Annotated in this window: 13 protein-coding genes and 1 pseudogene; 9 read left to right on the top strand and 5 right to left on the bottom strand. The window is 65.2% G+C overall.

Annotated elements, in window-relative coordinates:
* Window positions 1–8: 8 nt before the first annotated feature.
* From ABIA40_RS04300 to ABIA40_RS04280, 5 genes are all read left to right on the top strand, one after another.
* Entirely contained in the window at window positions 9–494 is a 486-nt protein-coding gene (locus tag ABIA40_RS04300; protein WP_404539337.1) for a nucleoside deaminase, read from the top strand.
* A 359-nt stretch (window positions 495–853) separates the two neighbouring features.
* Window positions 854–2,425 (top strand): ABC transporter ATP-binding protein, encoded by a 1,572-nt coding sequence (locus tag ABIA40_RS04295; protein ID WP_404539334.1) that lies wholly within the window; start codon window positions 854–856, stop codon window positions 2,423–2,425.
* Entirely contained in the window at window positions 2,409–3,503 is a 1,095-nt protein-coding gene (locus ABIA40_RS04290) for an ABC transporter permease (protein WP_404539331.1), read from the top strand. The genes ABIA40_RS04295 and ABIA40_RS04290 overlap by 17 nt, the downstream gene beginning before the upstream one ends.
* Window positions 3,490–4,407 (top strand): ABC transporter permease, encoded by a 918-nt coding sequence (locus ABIA40_RS04285; RefSeq protein ID WP_271544190.1) that lies wholly within the window; start codon window positions 3,490–3,492, stop codon window positions 4,405–4,407. Before ABIA40_RS04290 ends, ABIA40_RS04285 begins: the two co-directional genes overlap by 14 nt.
* Window positions 4,408–4,483: 76 nt before the next feature.
* A complete protein-coding gene (locus tag ABIA40_RS04280; protein ID WP_404539327.1) occupies window positions 4,484–5,560 on the top strand; it encodes a BMP family ABC transporter substrate-binding protein in 1,077 nt (358 codons plus the stop codon).
* A 109-nt stretch (window positions 5,561–5,669) separates the two neighbouring features.
* Here the strand turns inward: ABIA40_RS04280 and ABIA40_RS04275 are convergent.
* Window positions 5,670–7,019 (bottom strand): annotated as a pseudogene (locus tag ABIA40_RS04275) (8-oxoguanine deaminase).
* A gap of 146 nt (window positions 7,020–7,165) precedes the next feature.
* On the opposite strand from ABIA40_RS04275, the gene ABIA40_RS04270 reads away from it, so the two are divergent.
* The 3 genes from ABIA40_RS04270 to ABIA40_RS04260 are packed head-to-tail and all read left to right on the top strand — an operon-like array spanning window position 7,166 to window position 12,135.
* Complete coding sequence (locus tag ABIA40_RS04270; protein ID WP_404539325.1) at window positions 7,166–7,993, top strand: FAD binding domain-containing protein; 828 nt, start codon at window positions 7,166–7,168, stop codon at window positions 7,991–7,993.
* Window positions 7,990–10,713: a molybdopterin-dependent oxidoreductase gene (locus ABIA40_RS04265; RefSeq protein ID WP_404539323.1), complete on the top strand. Its 2,724-nt coding sequence runs from the start codon at window positions 7,990–7,992 to the stop codon at window positions 10,711–10,713. The genes ABIA40_RS04270 and ABIA40_RS04265 overlap by 4 nt, the downstream gene beginning before the upstream one ends.
* 24 nt (window positions 10,714–10,737) lie before the next feature.
* Window positions 10,738–12,135 carry a nucleobase:cation symporter-2 family protein gene (locus ABIA40_RS04260; RefSeq protein ID WP_271544181.1) on the top strand — a complete coding sequence of 466 codons (1,398 nt, stop codon included), beginning with the start codon at window positions 10,738–10,740 and terminating at the stop codon, window positions 12,133–12,135.
* A gap of 97 nt (window positions 12,136–12,232) precedes the next feature.
* Here the strand turns inward: ABIA40_RS04260 and uraD are convergent, their stop codons facing one another.
* The 4 genes from uraD to ABIA40_RS04240 all read right to left on the bottom strand — a co-directional run bounded on the left by uraD (window position 12,233) and on the right by ABIA40_RS04240 (window position 16,656).
* Window positions 12,233–13,120: a 2-oxo-4-hydroxy-4-carboxy-5-ureidoimidazoline decarboxylase gene (gene uraD, locus ABIA40_RS04255; RefSeq protein WP_271544312.1), complete on the bottom strand. Its 888-nt coding sequence runs from the start codon at window positions 13,118–13,120 to the stop codon at window positions 12,233–12,235.
* Window positions 13,121–13,124: 4 nt separating this feature from the next.
* On the bottom strand, window positions 13,125–14,060 hold the full coding sequence (gene puuE / locus ABIA40_RS04250) for an allantoinase PuuE (RefSeq protein ID WP_271544179.1): 936 nt from the start codon (window positions 14,058–14,060) through the stop codon (window positions 13,125–13,127).
* Window positions 14,061–14,474, bottom strand: a complete 414-nt coding sequence (locus ABIA40_RS04245) for a DUF3830 family protein (RefSeq protein WP_036045261.1) — start codon at window positions 14,472–14,474, stop codon at window positions 14,061–14,063.
* A 1,525-nt stretch (window positions 14,475–15,999) separates the two neighbouring features.
* Complete coding sequence (locus ABIA40_RS04240; protein WP_404539319.1) at window positions 16,000–16,656, bottom strand: hypothetical protein; 657 nt, start codon at window positions 16,654–16,656, stop codon at window positions 16,000–16,002.
* 62 nt (window positions 16,657–16,718) lie between these two features.
* Here ABIA40_RS04240 and ABIA40_RS04235 point away from each other — a divergent pair, with 62 nt between their 5' ends.
* Complete coding sequence (locus ABIA40_RS04235) at window positions 16,719–16,970, top strand: DUF2798 domain-containing protein (RefSeq protein WP_157283880.1); 252 nt, start codon at window positions 16,719–16,721, stop codon at window positions 16,968–16,970.
* Window positions 16,971–16,973: the final 3 nt, after the last annotated feature.

The following is a 16,973-nucleotide window of genomic DNA, read 5'->3' as shown; positions in this document are numbered from 1 at the left end:
GAGGATCGATGGGCGATGCATCCGGGCGGGACGAGCACTTTCTGCGCCTGTCTTTCGCGGTCGCCGGCCGTTCCCTCACCCATGGCAACCACCCCTTCGGCTGCATTGTCGTCGATGCGGACGGCAAGGTGCTGATCGAGGCTGAGAACGGCTACATGCCGGATCACGACGGCACCGCGCATGCCGAGCGTCTCGCAGCCACCCAGGCCAGCCGTACACTCGACCGCGAGGTGCTGGCGAAGGCCACGCTCTATTCCTCAGCCGAACCCTGCGCGATGTGTGCCGGCGCGATCTACTGGGCCGGTATCGGCCGTGTCGTCTATGGCCTCAGCGAGCATCGCCTGCGCGGCATCACCGGCAACCATCCGGAAAATCCGACGCTCAACCTGCCATGCCGCGACGTCTTTGCCAGCGGCCAGCGGCCGACGGAGGTCGTCGGGCCGCTGCTCGAAGACGAAGCCGAAGCGCTGCATGTCGGCGTTTGGACGAAGTAGCAGCACATCCCAAGGGGGACGACACCGTGGAGTGCCGCATTGAGGCAACCATTGCGGCCGCTGCACTCCGCGCGATGGACGACCGACGCGTCCATTGCTCAACATGGCGTCAGGTCTGCACAGCGGGTTCCGATTTGCCTTGGACCGTCACAAATTTGCAACAGCCTTCGGCCGGCAGACGCAATCGCCCCGCCCACGAGGTGCTGTTTGCGGGGTTTGATCGCTCGAAAATCGACGACGAGCGCTGGGCCGAGAGCCTGCCGACGCGTTGAGCAAGGGATGATGCTTTTTCACATCTTACGCCGGGGTTCAAACTGGCCCAGTATTGAGGCACTTCACCCATGCAAGCGCATCAGCGAATGTTAGATCCGACGCCCGACGGCCAGCATTGCGGCGAGCCCCCGCTCCTGAGGACCATCGGCCTCACCAAACGTTATGGCGATTTCCTCGCCAACGATTGCATCGATATCGAGATCCGGCCGAGGGAAATCCACGCGCTGCTGGGCGAGAACGGCGCCGGCAAGTCGACGCTGGTCAAGGCGATCTACGGACTGATCCAGCCCAGCGCCGGCGAGATTCACTGGCAGGGCGAGCGGATCGTGCTGTCCGGTCCGTCCGAAGCGCGCAGCCGCGGCATCGGCATGGTGTTCCAGCACTTCTCGCTGTTCGACAATCTCACGGTTGCCGAGAACGTCGCGCTTGGCCTCGACGGCAAGGAATCCTTCAAGGACATGTCGGCCCGGCTGGAACAGGTGTCGAAGACTTACGGTCTGCCGCTCGATCCCAGGCGTGAGGTGTGGCAACTCTCCGTCGGCGAGCGTCAGCGCATCGAGATCGTCCGCGCCCTGATGCAGGATCCGAAATTCCTGATCCTGGACGAGCCCACTGCGGTGCTGACGCCGCAGGAGGCTGACCAGCTCTTCATCGTGCTGGATCGCCTCAAGGCCGAGGGCCGCGCCATCCTCTATATCAGCCACAAGCTGGAGGAGGTGAAGCGGCTCTGCGACACCGCGACGATCCTGCGCGGCGGCAGGAAGGTCGAGACCTGCAACCCGCGGCTCGAAACCGCCGCCTCACTTGCGCGGATGATGGTCGGCGGCGAGGTCAAGGAGGTGAAGGGCGCATCCGGCCGCAAGACCACCGTGCCGCGGCTCGTCGTCAACGATCTCTCGCTGGCTCCCGTCGAAGCGCACGGCGTGCGGCTCGAGCACATCTCATTCGAGCTGAAGGGCGGCGAGATTCTCGGCATCGCCGGCGTCGCCGGTAACGGCCAGGACGAATTGTTCGCAGCGCTCTCCGGCGAGCGTCTCGCGAAGAACCCCGGAACGGTGGTGATCGAGGGCATCGCCGCCGGTCACCTTTCGATCACCCAGCGGCGCAAGCTGGGGGCGGCTTTCGTTCCCGAGGAGCGGCTCGGCCACGGCACCGCGCCGCGGATGAGACTGTCGGAGAACGCGCTGCTCACCGGCCATGCCGCCAGCGGCATGGTCCATCGCGGCTTCATCGATACGGCGGCCACGCTGAGAACGGTCGACCGCGCCACAGAAACCTTCGACGTCCGCAAGGCCAAGCGCGATCCCGAGGCCGCCAGCCTGTCCGGCGGCAATCTGCAGAAGTTCATCGTGGGACGCGAGATCCTGCGCAATCCCGCGGTACTGGTGGTTAGCCAGCCGACCTGGGGTGTCGACGCGGGCGCTGCCGCCGTCATCCGTCAGGCGCTGCTTGATCTCGCCACCGCAGGCGCGGCGGTACTCGTGACCAGCCAGGATCTCGACGAGCTCGCCGAGATTGCCGACCGCATCGCCGTGATGTTCCACGGCAAGCTGTCGGCTCCGCTCCCGTCACGCGAAGCAAGCCGCGAGAAGCTGGGCCTTCTGATGGGCGGCAGCAGCCTGCAGCCAAAGGAGATCGCGCATGCAGCTGGTGCTTGAGAAGCGTGCCGAGCGCTCCGGCACGATCGCGCTGGTGTCCCCCCTGATCGCGATTGGCCTCACGATCGTGACCATGGTCATCCTGTTCGCGATCCTCGGCAAGAATCCACTGCTTGCCCTGCACGCCTATTTCATTGCGCCCCTCACCGACGGCTATTCGCTGCAGGAGATCGCGGTGAAGGCGACGCCGCTGGTGATGATCGCGATCGGCCTGTCGCTGTGCTATCTCGCCAACGCCTGGAACATCGGCGCCGAAGGGCAATTCCTGATCGGCGCAGTCGCGGGAAGCTGGATCGCGGTGAAGACGCAAGGTACTGATGCCGGCGTCTGGGTGCTGCCGGCTATGCTAGTCCTCGCCGCCGCTGCGGGCGCGCTCTATGCGCTGATCCCGGCGATCTGCAAGGTGAAATTCGGCGCCAGCGAGATCCTGACCAGCCTGATGCTGGTCTATGTCGCCGACCTCTTCCTCGACTATCTCGTGCGCGGCCCCTGGCGCGATCCGCACGGCTTCAATTTCCCGACCACGGCCGAGTTCGATCCGGTCGCGACCGTGCCGTTGCTGATCGAAGGCGGCCGGCTGCATCTCGGCTCGATCATCGCCCTGCTCGTCGTCGCAGCAGCCGCGATCCTGCTCGGGCGCACCATCAAGGGTTTCGAGATCCGCGTGGTCGGCGCTGCGCCGCGCGCCGCGCGGTTCGGCGGCTTCAACGCCAACCAGCTCATCATCCTGACCTTCGCCGTCTCCGGGGCGCTGGCCGGGCTTGCCGGCATCATCGAGGTGGCGGGTCCAGTCGGGCATCTCCAGCCCGGCATCTCGCCAGGCTACGGCTTTACCGCGATTATCGTCGCTTTCCTCGGCCGGCTGAACCCGCTTGGAATATTAATTGCAGGCCTCTTCCTCGCGTTGACCTTTATCGGCGGCGAGCAGGCGCAGATCGCGATGAAGATTCCGCTGGACGTCACCAAGGTCTTTCAGGGCATTCTGCTGTTTTACGTGCTCGCCTGCGACTCCCTCATTCTCTACCGCTTCAAGCTGGTGTTCCCGAACCGAAAGGCGGTGGCCCGTGGAGCTGGTTGAGGCCATCATCCTGGCGGTGCTTGCCGCATCGACGCCGCTGTTGATTGCGGCGACCGGCGAGCTCGTGGCCGAGCGTTCCGGCGTGCTCAATCTCGGCGTCGAGGGCATGATGATCGTCGGCGCGGCCTGTGGCTTTGCCGGCGCGTGGCTGACCGGATCGATCTTGATCGGCGCGCTGTTCGGCATCGTTGCAGGCACGCTGATGTCGCTCGTGTTCGCGCTGATGGCGCTCGGGCTCGCCGTCAACCAGGTCGCAACCGGCCTCGCGCTGACCATCCTCGGCGTCGGGCTCTCCGGCCTGATCGGCGCCGGCTTCGTCGGCGAGCGCATCACGCCGGCCGTGCCCCTCGCCATTCCAGGTCTCACTAATGTCCCCCTGATCGGCCGCGTGCTGTTCGGCGAGAATGGCTTCGTCTATTTCTCGATCGCACTGATCGTCGCGGTGTGGTGGTTCCTGTACCGCACCCGGGCAGGCTTGATCCTCCGCGCCTGCGGCGACAATCACGTTTCCGCGCATGCGCTCGGCTATCCCGTCCTGCGCATCCGCACCCTCGCCGTGATGTTCGGCGGCGCCTGCGCGGGTCTTGCGGGCGCCTATCTGCCGCTCGCTTATACGCCGTTCTTCATTCCGGGCATGACCGCAGGCCGCGGTTGGATCGCACTGGCGCTGGTGGTGTTCTCGTCCTGGCGGCCGGGCCGGCTCGTCATCGGCGCCTATCTGTTCGGCGCGGTGACGATCCTGCAACTGCATGCGCAAGGATGGGGCGTCGGCATTCCCTCGCAATTCATGTCGGCACTGCCTTATCTCGCGACGGTCATCGTGCTGGTCCTGCTCTCCCGCGCGCGCACGGGCGGCTCAACCGCACCGGCCGCGCTCGGCACGGTGTTCGTGCCCGACCGTTAGCTTTCGTTTCGGCAGTGTGCACGATGGGGCGCGCATGCTGCGGATCGTGGCTTCCCCCGAAGTTTGGAGATCGATGATGAGGAAATCACTTCTTGCACTGGCTGCCGGGCTCTTGCTCGCTGCGAGCGTCAGTGCGGCCTCCGCCGCCGACAAGCTGAAAGTCGGTTTCGTTTATCTCGGTCCGATCGGAGACCTCGGCTGGACCTATCAGCACGACCTTGGTCGCCAGGCGCTGGTGAAAGAATTGGGCGACAAGATCGAGACCACTTATCTCGAGAACGTGCCCGAAGGCCCGGACTCCGAGCGAGCGATCGAGCAGCTCGTCCGCGCCGGCAACAAACTGATCTTCACCACATCGTTCGGCTACATGGATCCGACGCTGAAGGTCGCCAAGAAATATCCGAACGTGCATTTCGAGCACGCCACCGGCTACAAGCGCAACCCGAACATGTCGACCTATTCGGCGAAATGGTATCAGGGCCGCTACATTCAAGGCCTGATTGCGGCGAAGATGTCGAAGTCGGGCGTGCTCGGCTATATCGGCTCGTTCCCGATTCCGGAGGTCGTCTCCGGCATCAACGCGACGATACTGGCGGCGCAGACCATCAACCCGAACATCAAGGTCAAGATCATCTGGGCCAACACCTGGTTCGACCCAGGCAAGGAGGCCGACGCCGCCAAGGCGCTGATCGACCAGGGTGCCGACGTCATCATGCAGCACACGGATTCGCCGGCCGCCATGCAAATCGCCAGCGAACGCGGCAAACTGGCCTTCGGCCAGGATTCCGAAATGATCCAGTTCGGGCCAAAGGCCCAGCTGACCTCGATCATCAACAACTGGGGCCCCTACTACATTCAGCGCGTCAAGGCCGAGCTCGCCGGCACCTGGAAGTCCGAGGACACCTGGGGTGGCCTCGACAGCCAAATGTTCACCATGGCGCCCTACACCAACATGCCCGACGATGTGAAAAAAATGGCTGAGGATGCCCAGGCCGCGATCACCGCGGGCAAGCTGCATCCGTTCAAATGCCCGATCGTTGGGCAGGACGGCAAGCCGGTCGAATGCAAGGGCGGCGGTCACCTGGATGACGGCCAGATCCTCGGCATGAATTTCTACGTGAAAGGCATCGACGACAAGCTGCCGGGCAAGTAGCACGCTTCTTGCATTGACTAAATCACCTGCTCCTCCCGGAGGAGGTTCGGAGGGGGTGGCCAGAAGCACCCGGCACTTGTGGCTGCCCCCTCTTTCTCTATTTCGCCCGCTATCCAGCCCGCATGGCCCGCGCCGCGGAACTGTGGCGGCAGATGAGGTCTGCCACATCGAGACCCGGGATCGCACCGTCGATCACCGCCCATTTTCCAGCCACCATCACCCGGTCGGCGCGATGCGCCCCGCACAGCACGAGCGCGGCGAGCGGATCGCCGTGGCCCGAGAAGCGCAGCTCGTCGAGCCGGAACAGCGCAAGATCGGCGGCCTTGCCAACGGCGATGTCGCCGAGTTCCGGCCGGCCCACACATGCCGCCGAGCCCTTGGTGGCCCAGCGCAGCGCATCCTTGTGGCTGACCTTCGTGACGCCATAACGCGCGCGTTGCAGCAGGAACGCGGCCCGCACCTCCTGCATCAGGTTGGATCCGTCGTTGGAGGCCGAGCCGTCGACACCAATGCCGATCCCGACGCCGGCCTCTTCCATGTCGCACACCGGGCAACAGCCCGACGCGAGCAGCTGGTTGCTGCACGCACAATGGCTGACGGTCGTGCCGGCCTTGCCAAGCCGTCTCATCTCGTCCGGATTGAAGAAGATTCCGTGGGCGAGCCAGGTGCGCGCATTGAGCCAACCGCATTGCTCGAGATAGTCGAGCGGACGGCAGCCATACATCCGCTGGCAGAAGCTGTTCTCGTCCTCGGTTTCGGCGAGATGGGTGTGCAGGCGCAAATCGAGCTTGTCGGCGAGGTCGGCCGTGGCGCGCATCAGCGACGTCGTCACCGAGAACGGCGAGCATGGCGCGAGCGCAATCTGCACCATCGCATCCGCGCCGCGCTGATGATGCTTGGCGACCACGCGGGCGCTATCGGCGAGAATGGTGTCCTCGTCCTGCACGACACTGTCGGGCGGCAAGCCGCCGTCGCGCTGCGACAGGTTCATCGAGCCGCGCGTGAGCAGCACGCGCACGCCGAGGCGCTTCGCCACCGCCACCTCGATATCGACGGCGTCTTCGAGTCCGGGCGGGAAGACGTAGTGGTGATCCGTCGTGGTGGTGCAGCCGGAGAGCAGGAGCTCGGACATCGCCACGGTGACGCCGAGCTCGAGCGCTTCCGGCGTCAGCCTTGCCCACAACGGCTAGAGCGCCTGGAGCCAGGGGAACAGCTCGCGGTCCATCGCCGCCGGCAGCGCCCGCGTCAGCGTCTGGTAGAAGTGATGATGGGTATTGATCAGGCCCGGCAGCACGACGTGTTCGCCCGCATCGAACACTGCGACATCGGCGGTTGCGGGCACGCCGCCCGCCGGCACGAGCTCGACGATTCGGCCGCCCTTCACGACAATGCCGCTCTCGGCCCCGTCGGCGAGGATGGCCAGGGGATCCCTGATCCAGGTCGAACTTGCCTCAGTCATGATCCTGCTTCTCCTCACCCACGCTGACGGCGGACCTGCAAGGCCGAGGACGATTGCGTCCTTGCTTCGACTTGTTGTTGCCACTTGGCTCCCGTCTTGCAACACTTCGCTCGGACCATTCAACCGTCGGAAGCGTTGGCGCAGCCATGGACTTGAATACCATCACAGCCGTCGCCCATCCGCAAACGCGCGCGCAGCTGCCCGTTTGGACGGCAGGTGATGCTTGGCTCGCGGGCGGCACCTGGCTGTTCTCGGAGCCGCAAACGCATCTGACGCGACTGATCGATCTCACCGATCTGAAATGGCCGGCACTTGCGATCACAGAGAGCCACCTCTCGATCGCCGCCACTTGCACCATCGCAGAGCTCGATGGACTCGCCTGCCCGTCCGATTGGCTCGCAGCGCCGCTGATCAACCAGTGTTGCCGGGCCTTCCTTGCCTCGTTCAAGATCTGGAAGACCGCGACCGTCGGCGGCAATCTCTGCATGTCGCTGCCGGCGGGACCGATGATCTCGCTGACGTCGGCACTCGACGGCGTCTGCACCATCTGGAAGGCCGGCGGCGGTGAACAGAGGCTTCCGGTCACCGAATTCGTCACCGGCAACCAGCGCAATAGCCTGACGCCAGGCGACCTGCTCCGGCAGATCGACATCCCGCTTCCCGCGCTGAAGCGCCGTACGGCCTTCCGCCAGATCTCGCTGGCGCCGGTCGGCCGCTCGGCGGCGCTGCTGATCGGCAGTCTCGAAGCCGACGATACGCTGACACTCACGGTCACCGCGTCGACGGTGCGGCCAATCCAGCTGCGCTTCCCCAAAGCCCCGGACGCAAGCGCGTTGCGCGCGGCGCTCATGCAGGAGATTACCGATGATCTGTACCACACGGACATCCATGGCGCGCCACTCTGGCGCAAGCACATGACGCTGCGCCTGGCCGAGGACATTCGCGGCGAGCTGCTGGGAGCGATAACCGCATGAGTCTGGAGGTCAATGGCGAGGCATTTTCCCAGGAGCCGCGCGCCGGCCAGTGCCTGCGCACGTTCCTGCGCGAGCTTGGCCATTTCGGCGTGAAGAAAGGCTGCGATGCCGGCGACTGCGGCGCCTGCACCGTGCTGCTGGACGGCGAGCCGGTGCACAGCTGCCTGATCCCGGCGTTCCGGGCCGAGGGCCGCAGCGTGACCACGATCGAAGGCCTTGGCGGCGATCACGGCACGCATCCGATGCAGCAGGCCTTCCTCGATGCGCAGGGCTTTCAATGCGGATTCTGCACCGCCGGCATGATCCTGACCTGCGCCTCGCTGAACCAGGCGCAGCGCACCGATCTCGGCACGGCGCTGAAAGGCAATATCTGCCGCTGCACCGGTTATCGGTCGATCGAGGACGCGATCCTCGGCAAGACCAATGTCGAGGCGAGCGTCGAGGCCGGCGCCGCCTTCGGCCGCAGCCTGCCCGCCCCCGCAGGCCCCGACGTGGTCCGCGGCACGGCACGCTACACCTTCGACACCGCAATCGATGGTCTGCTGCACATCAAGCTGCTGCGCTCGCCGCATGCGCACGCCAGGATCGTCGCGATTGACAAGTCTGACGCGCTGAGCATTCCCGGCGTGCACGCTGTGCTGACGCATGAGGATGCGCCGTCCGTCCTGATCTCGACGGCGCGGCATGAGAAAGACTGGATGGACCCCGAGGATACCCGCGTCCTCGACGATGTCGTCCGGTTCATCGGCCAGAAGGTCGCCGCCGTCGTCGCCGAGACCGAAGCCGCCGCCGAGGCGGCGTGCCGCAAGCTGAAAGTCAGTTACGAGGTCCTGCCGGCGCTGATCGATCCCGAGCTGGCGATGGCCCCGGGTGCGCCGGTCATCCATCCCGACCGCACCACTGCGAACCGCGTTGCCGATGCCCAGCGCAATCTGGTCGCGGAGACGCATGGCGAGTTCGGCGATGTCGCATCGGCCCTCGCCACATCTGCCGCCACCTATGAGGCCACTTTCCACAGTCACCGTGTGCAGCACGCTGCGCTCGAGACCCATGGTGGCCTTGCCTGGCTCGATGATTCCGGCGTGCTCAACGTCCGCACCTCGACGCAAGTGCCGTTCCTGACCCGGCGTGCGCTGTCGGACATCTTCCAGCTCCCCATGGACAAGGTCCGCGTGTTCTGCGAACGCGTCGGCGGCGGGTTCGGCGGCAAGCAGGAGATGTTCGTCGAGGACATCCTGGCGCTTGCCGCGCTGAAGACTGGGCGGCCGGTCAAGCTGGAGCTGACACGCGAGGAGCAGTTCATCGCGACCTCGACGCGGCATCCGATGCGGATCCAAGTCAAAGCCGGCGCTGATGCGGGCGGCAAGCTCACTGCGCTCCAGCTCGACGTGCTCTCCAACACCGGTGCCTACGGCAATCATGCCGGCCCCGTGATGTTCCACGCGCTGGCCGAGTCCATCGCCGTCTACAATTGCCCGAACAAGCGGGTCGACGGCGTCGCCGTCTACACCAACACCGTGCCGGCAGGCGCGTTTCGCGGCTACGGCCTGCCGCAGGCGCTGATCGCGGTGGAAGCGGCGATCGACGAATTGGCGAGGCAGCTCGGAATCAGTCCCTACGAGATGCGCCGACGCAATATCGTGAGGCCCGGCGATCCCATGCTGTCTCCGCCGCCCTCCGAATATCACGACGTGCTCTACGGCTCCTACGGGCTCGACCAGTGCCTCGATCTCGTCGAGCGCGCGATGCAGGCCGATACCCCGCACCCGGAGCTGTCGCCGGATTGGCTGATTGGCGACGGCATCGCGCTGACCATGATCGACACGGTGCCGCCGGCCGGCCACTTCGCCGATGCGACGATCGCGCTCAACGACGACGGAGGCTTCGACCTCACCGTCGGCACGGCCGAGTTCGGCAACGGCACCAGCACCGTGCATCGCCAGATCGCGGCGACCACGCTGGCGACCACCGTCGACAAGATTCGTCTGCGCCAGTCCGACACCGCCCATGGCGGCCACGACACCGGCGCGTATGGCAGCGCCGGCACCTTCGTTGCGGGCAAGGCGACGCATGCGGCCGCCGTCCAGCTTGCGAGCGAGCTGAAGGCGGCAGCCGCCGGGGCCTGGCTGTGCGATGTGGAGACTTGCGCGCTCGATGCGGACTCCGTCGTCAGCGGCGTCCGCCGCATGCCTTTCACGGAGCTGGCGAAGCTCGCCCGCGAGCGCGGCCGGCCGTTCGCAGGCAGCGGCACGTCCGGCGGCACGCCGCGATCGGTGGGGTTCAACGTGCAGGGCTTTCGCGTCGCGGTGAACAAGGCGACCGGCGAGCTCCGGATTCTCAGGAGCGTGCACGCCGCGGACGCCGGCGTCGTCGCCAATCCCATGCAGTGCCGCGGTCAGGTCGAAGGCGGCGTGGCGCAGGCGCTCGGCGCTGCGCTCTACGAGGAGATGGTGATCGACGCGAGCGGGCGTGTCACCAATCCGAAATTCCGCGACTACCACCTGCCCTCTTTCGCCGACGTCCCGCGCACGGAGGTCTTCTTCGCCGAGACGTCCGACACGATCGGCCCGCTCGGCGCGAAGTCGATGAGCGAGAGCCCGTACAATCCGGTCGCCGCCGCGCTCGGCAACGCGATCGCGGATGCCACCGGCATTCGCTTCACCGCGCCGCCCTTCAAGCCGGACCGGCTGTTTCCGGCGCTCCATGGCAAATTTGGCTAGACGCACGTTTCGGGGGATACATCCATGAGCAACGACGTCCATCCCGTCGACGAGGTCCTGCCGGTCCCGCGCCTGCTCGCGCTCGGGCTCCAGCACGTGCTGGTGATGTATGCCGGCGCGGTCGCGGTCCCCCTCATCATCGGCCGCGCGCTGAAGCTGCCGCCGGAGGATGTCGCCTTCCTGATCAGCGCCGACCTGTTCGCCTGCGGACTTGTGACGCTGGTCCAGTGCCTCGGCTTCCCCGGCGTCGGCATCCGCCTGCCCGTGATGATGGGCGTGACGTTCGCGTCGGTCGGTCCGATGCTGTCGATGGCGGGTTCACCGGACATCGGCCTGCTCGGCATCTACGGCTCCGTGATCGCCGCCGGCCTGTTCGGCATCGTCGTTGCGCCGTTCGTCAGCCGGCTGCTGCCGCTGTTTCCTCCCGTCGTCACCGGCACCATCATTCTCATCATCGGCATCTCCCTGATGCGCGTCGGCATCAACTGGGCCGGCGGCGGCCTGCCGACGCTGACGAAGGTGGTCGACGGCGTTTCCGGCAGCTTTCCCAATCCAGCCTATGGACAATTGCAGGGGCTCGGCATCTCGCTGTTCGTGCTGCTCTTCATCCTCGGCCTGATCAAATGGGGCAGCGGGTTTCTTGCCAACGTCGCCGTGCTGCTCGGCATCATCGCCGGCGCGGTGCTCGCGAGCATTCTGGGCGTGATGCATTTCGAGAAGGTCGCCGCCGCCCCCTGGGGCGCACTCGTGATTCCCTTTCGCTTCGGCATGCCGCAATTCCACCTGGTGCCTGTCATCACCATGTGCATCGTCATGATCGTGGTGATGATCGAATCGCTCGGTATGTTCCTGGCGCTCGGCGAGATCACCGGCAAGGCCGTCGACCGCGAAGCCTTGAGCCGCGGCTTGCGCGCTGACGGGCTCGGCACGCTGCTCGGCGGCATCTTCAACACGTTTCCCTATACCTCGTTTTCGCAGAACGTCGGCCTCGTCTCAGTCACGGCCGTGCGATCGCGCTGGGTGACGGTCACGGGCGGCTGCATCCTGCTCGTGCTCGGGCTGTTGCCGAAGCTCGCTGCGCTGGTGGAGGCGGTGCCGCTGGTCGTGCTCGGCGGCGCCGGCCTCGTGATGTTCGGCATGGTGGCGGCCACCGGTGCACGCATCCTGGCCTCGGTCGATTTCCGCAACAACCGCTACAATCTCTTCATTGTCGCGATCTCGATCGGCTTTGGATTGATCCCGCTCGTTGCTCCCGGTTTTTTCCGCAATCTGCCGCACAATCTGCACCCGCTGCTGGAGTCCGGCATTCTGCTCTGCGCGGTCGTGTCGGTGCTGCTCAATGCCTTCTTCAACGGATTGAGCGGTGGCGCTGCCGCCGAGGCCGACGCGGCGTCAGCCGCCGCATCGGCACAGCATGTCTAAAGCGCGATGCGACTAGGATGAATCGTCATCGTGCTTTAGTTGATTGTTTGAGCATGATCTTGTCGGAAAACCGCTACGCACTTTTCCGGATCATGCTCTAGCTGCCGCGATAGGTCGAGTAGCTCCAGGGCGTGACCAGCAGCGGCACGTGGTAATGGCTTTCCGGCTCGCTGATCGCAAAGCGCAGCGGGATCTCGTCGAGGAAGGGCGGATCGGACAGCGGCACGTTGCGCGCGGCGTAATATTTGGCGACGCTGAAGCGCAGCTCGTAGCGGCCGATCGGCAGCGGACGGCCGCCGATCAGCGGCTGGTCGGTGCGGCCATCGGCATTGGTCACCGTGCGCGCGATGACGCGGTTCTCGCCAAGGCTCGCGAGCTCCACGAGCTCGATCGGGATGCTAGGTGCGGGCTTGCCAATCTGGTTGTCCAGCACATGGGTCGAAAGCCGGCCGTGCACCTTCAGCCTGTCGTCGGCGGCGACCAGCTGGTCGAGCCGCAGCGCCGAGATGCGGCCGATCTCCTCGATCGCACGCCTTATCTCGGTCTTGGCGATGTTGAGCAGCCGCGCCTCGAAGTCGCGCAGCACGGAATCCTTGGTGTGACGGCGCACGCAGACGATGTAGGGGAAGCCGAACTTGTCGCGGTAGGCGTTGTTGGCCCGCTCGAACGCGGAATATTCGGCATCCGACAGCCGGTCGAGCCCAGCGCTGTTCTGCTCGTCGGTCGATTCCGCGGTGAGGCCCGCGGCGCGCTGCGTCTTGTTGGCGAGATCGGGATGCGCCCGGATCAGCGCCAGCTGCACGTCAGGCTCGGCACTCTGGATCGCGGCCATCAGCGCGGCGTGCAGCTCGTTGATGCCGGCGAACGGCCGCTTTGCCGCGAGCTGCTCGGCGATCCACGGCGAATATTCGACGACGTTGGCGAGCGCCGCGACGAAGTCGGCCGTGGTTGCAGCGTTGAGATCGGCCAGCGAAATCTGCGACATCATCTCACCCGATCTCGAATGCGTCGGCGGCAAGATGGGCGTGCTTCTCGTGCCAGTGCTGCGCGATCTGCAACCGGGTCGGCACCCAGACGCGCTCGTGCTTGCCGATATAGTCGAGGAAGCGGATCAGGCCCGCTGCGCGGCCCGGCCGGCCGGCGAGGCGGCAATGCAGGCCGACTGACATCATCTTAGGCGCGGTTTCGCCCTCCGCGTAGAGCACGTCGAAGGCGTCCTTCAGATAAGTATAGAACTGCTCGCCCTCGGCAAATCCTTGCGGGTTGATGAACCGCATGTCGTTGGCATCGAGCGTATAGGGAATGATGAGCTGCTTGCCGCTGGCGCCCTTGACCCAATACGGCAGATCGTCGGCATAGGAGTCGCAGAGATAGAGGAAGCCGCCCTCCTCCATCAAGAGACGGTTGGTGTTGATCGAGGACCGCCCGGTGTACCAGCCGAGCGGCCGCGCCCCCGTCGCCTCGGTATGCACGCGGATGGCCTCGGCGATCTCGGCGCGCTCCTGCGCCTCGGTCATGTCCTTGTGCTCGATCCATTTCAGGCTGTGGCTGGCGATATCCCAGCCCGCCTCCTTCATCGCAGCGACAATCTCGGGATTGCGCTTGAGCGCAGTGGCGACGCCGAACACCGTGGTCGGCCAGGTCCGCTCGTTGAACATCCGCCACAGCCGCCAGAAGCCGGCGCGCGAGCCATATTCGAACATGGATTCGATGTTGGCGTGGCGCTGGCCGGGCCAGGGCTGCGCGCCAAGCACGTCGGACAGGAAGGCCTCCGAGGCGCGATCGCCGTGCAGGATGTTGTTCTCGCCACCTTCCTCGAAATTGACGACGAACTGCACCGCGACCCGCGCGTCACCAGGCCATTGCGGATGCGGCGGATTGCGGCCGTAGCCGCGGAGATCGCGCGGGTAGCGGGGCTCGGTCACTCAGACTTCCTCGAAGCGGATCGGCAGCGCGCCCTTCCACAGCACGCTCTTGCCCAGCGTTGCGAGGTTCTCCAGGCCCGAGGTCAGCGTGATGAAATGGTTGCCGGCGAGCTGGCCCATCTTGCTCGCGAAGTGCACGCCGCCATAGGCCAGCAGGATCTCGGTTTCGCTGATGCCGCCGGGATAGAGGATGATCTGGCCGGGGGCGGGATAGCTGGTGTGGTTCTCGTAGCCGACGCCGAAGTCGAGGTCGCCGAGCGGCATCCACACGCCCTCGCCGCTCCAGCGCACATGGATGATGTGGCTTTCGAACGGCAGCGCCTTGCGGAAGGCGGCGACGGTCTTGGGCGCCGCCTGCTCCTCGAAACGGGCATCGAAGGTGAAATCGCCGGCGCGGATAACGAGTTTGCTCATCTCATCTCTCTGGATCGGGGGCGATGCGCCCCGCGGGGAACTTTCAGCAAAAAGCACTCCCGACCGTTTCGCGCAAGTGGCGCGGGAGGCTCTCGTATGAGTTGGGCACGCCACCCGGCCTGCCCGATCGCCTGAAAGCTCGTTGCCATTGAACCGGATTGCAGGAGGTGAGTCCACCGGCAGAATTGCCGGGTAAAGGGGCGCCGGCGCCAACGACGTCTGGCGCGCTCCAGCGCGACAATGCAGCTCTCCCGTGTCCCGGACAAGCTGCAGCGCGCAAGCGTTGCGGCGCAGAGCCGGGACCTAGGTAACGCGGCAATTGCGGATGGATGGGCCCCGGCTCGGCAGCGCATCGTCGAACCGGACGATGCTTCGCATCGCCGGGGGGACGCTGCGCTGCGTCCGGGGCACGAGAGAGTGTAGCGCTCGCACTCTCCTTCTCGTCGTTGCGAGGAGCCCTTGCGACGAAGCAATCCAGAATCCCGCCGCGGAAAGATTCTGGATTGCTTCCGCCTTCGCCAAAGGCTTCGGCGGACAAGTCGCTGCGCTCGCAATGACGGAGTGTGAGGCGACGCTGCGTTCTCCAAGTAACACTTGTCGTTCCCTACGAAGGCAAGGAATCCAGCACGCCGCGCCCCCCTCGTTTCAATCACTGGCGTCTCGGCGTACTGGATCGCCCGCCTTCGCGGGCGATGACAGCGAGTGTGGAGGTGCAGACATGCCTTCGCATTCTCGCGGCTGATTTCGCCCGAGCTTTGCTTGGTCACTTCACCCTCTTTTCCAAGAGGGCGCAGGGAAGGCCGGGTGCCGGCGGCACCCGCGGTCCGCTGCGCGAAAAGCACACGCAGGAAGAACCGCACAGCAGCATACAGGTGAAGCCCAACACACGGCCTTCCCTGCGCGATGGTCGGACGGCTTATGCCGCGCTCTCCTGGGAGCCGAGTTCCCTCTGGCCTCCCTCGCTCCTGCGAAAGTCACCGGCACCGCGCCGGTTGACGCGAGCGCCGCATTCGCGAGAGCTTGACCGTAGCAACGACGGCCAGGACCACACGGTTTTGCCGTACGCGCGGTCCGTTGGCGCCGCAGGGTTCGACGGCGCTGTGCACGTTGCCATCGAAATGCCGGCGCGACGAACCTGACAGCGCCGCTCGTCCGTACGAAGCCTCGGGCTCACGGAGAGCAATCCGCCCTGCCCTCAGCTCTCGTACACGACGCTGCCGCGTCCACCGCAAGCCCGGCTCGCGACAATGACGACCTCATGATCGCCCCTCGAGATTGAGCCGGGATGGGCGACACATACGATATTTCCGAATTTCGGTAAAGCGGAATATTTTTATGCGGGCAGGTTGACAGAGAAGCGAAACACCCTGCTCTCGTAGCCCGGATGGAGCGCGGGCGTAATCCGGGACAATTCGAGATGCCGCGCGAGCGGACCCGGATTTCGCTTCGCTCCATCCGGGCTACGGGAGATGGGATTCAAACGCTCCCCGGCTAGTACAATCCGGGGCTTCCGGGCTCCGGCCGCTCAGTATGGTGCGTAACGATAGCCCGGATCGTAGTAGTAGCCGGAACCGCCGTAGTAACCAGGGCCGCCGTAGTAACGCGGGCCATAGCCATAATAATAGCGGTTTTCATAATATTCGCGGCGGCGGCTCTCGGCGATCGCGCCTCCGATCAGACCTGCGGCCATGCCCATGAAGGCGAGACCCGCGGCATTCGGCCCGCGTCGATGATAATGGCGACGCCGGTGTGCGCTGAAATCGGTGACGTCGGAGGCAGCCTGGCCGGCAACGGCCGCATTGACAGCCGACTTGGCGGCCGGGCTTCCGGCCGAAGCCGCTGCAGACGGGGATGCGGAAGCCGCAATCAGGGCGAGGCCTGCGAGCGCGACCACGATCGTGTTGCGGCCGGCTGCGGAAATCACGGGTCCAATACTCATGTTCGAATTTCCTCTGTTCTCGCCCAAAGAAACATAAGCAAACGATCTATAATCCGCAAACCACTGAAATGGTTTCATGATCGCGGCGATCTGCCACGCTTTGAACGATTGTAAATCCCGAACGATCAGACCCAGCTTGAACCAGGCAACCTGAGCGGTTAATGAACAGCCGCGCCGTTTTCGGCCGCCGTAAGCGTTTACGTGAACCAACGCATCAACCGACGCCGTCGGGATCGATGCCATTTTCCAGGTTCAACGAGATCGACGCGTCCTTTCCTAGAGAAACCAGATCCTAGAGAAACCAGATGATTGTGGTTCGCAAACTACCGGCGCGCTATGCGCCGATCGTGACGCCATTCGTGCTGTCCATCCTCATGACGGCGGTGGTATCGGTCATTTCGACGCTGCGGAGCCTGGGGGCAACGCCGGCGTTCCTGGCGACCTGGCCGGGCGCCTGGGGACTGTCCTGGCTCGTCGCCTTCCCGACCCTGCTCGTGGTCTTGCCGCTGGTCCGCCGGGTCGTGGCCTGGCTCGTCGAGGCGCCACCCGGCCGGTAACCT

It is taken from the genome of Bradyrhizobium sp. USDA 223 (assembly GCF_044909005.1).
In the GTDB taxonomy this organism is placed as follows: Bacteria; Pseudomonadota; Alphaproteobacteria; order Rhizobiales; family Xanthobacteraceae; genus Bradyrhizobium; species Bradyrhizobium yuanmingense.
This window is presented reverse-complemented; position numbering and strand designations above follow the sequence as displayed.

What these genes read in the sequence shown, in the direction of transcription:
- ABIA40_RS04245 (WP_036045261.1), bottom strand. Translation starts at nt 14,474, where the DNA reads ATGAGCAAACTCGTTATCCGCGCCGGCGATTTCACCTTCGATGCCCGT.
- ABIA40_RS04280 (WP_404539327.1), top strand. Translation starts at nt 4,484, where the DNA reads ATGAGGAAATCACTTCTTGCACTGGCTGCCGGGCTCTTGCTCGCTGCG.
- ABIA40_RS04260 (WP_271544181.1), top strand. Translation starts at nt 10,738, where the DNA reads ATGAGCAACGACGTCCATCCCGTCGACGAGGTCCTGCCGGTCCCGCGC.
- ABIA40_RS04300 (WP_404539337.1), top strand. Translation starts at nt 9, where the DNA reads ATGGGCGATGCATCCGGGCGGGACGAGCACTTTCTGCGCCTGTCTTTC.
- uraD (WP_271544312.1), bottom strand. Translation starts at nt 13,120, where the DNA reads ATGTCGCAGATTTCGCTGGCCGATCTCAACGCTGCAACCACGGCCGAC.
- ABIA40_RS04295 (WP_404539334.1), top strand. Translation starts at nt 854, where the DNA reads ATGTTAGATCCGACGCCCGACGGCCAGCATTGCGGCGAGCCCCCGCTC.
- ABIA40_RS04270 (WP_404539325.1), top strand. Translation starts at nt 7,166, where the DNA reads ATGGACTTGAATACCATCACAGCCGTCGCCCATCCGCAAACGCGCGCG.
- ABIA40_RS04290 (WP_404539331.1), top strand. Translation starts at nt 2,409, where the DNA reads ATGCAGCTGGTGCTTGAGAAGCGTGCCGAGCGCTCCGGCACGATCGCG.
- ABIA40_RS04240 (WP_404539319.1), bottom strand. Translation starts at nt 16,656, where the DNA reads ATGGCATCGATCCCGACGGCGTCGGTTGATGCGTTGGTTCACGTAAAC.
- ABIA40_RS04265 (WP_404539323.1), top strand. Translation starts at nt 7,990, where the DNA reads ATGAGTCTGGAGGTCAATGGCGAGGCATTTTCCCAGGAGCCGCGCGCC.
- ABIA40_RS04235 (WP_157283880.1), top strand. Translation starts at nt 16,719, where the DNA reads ATGATTGTGGTTCGCAAACTACCGGCGCGCTATGCGCCGATCGTGACG.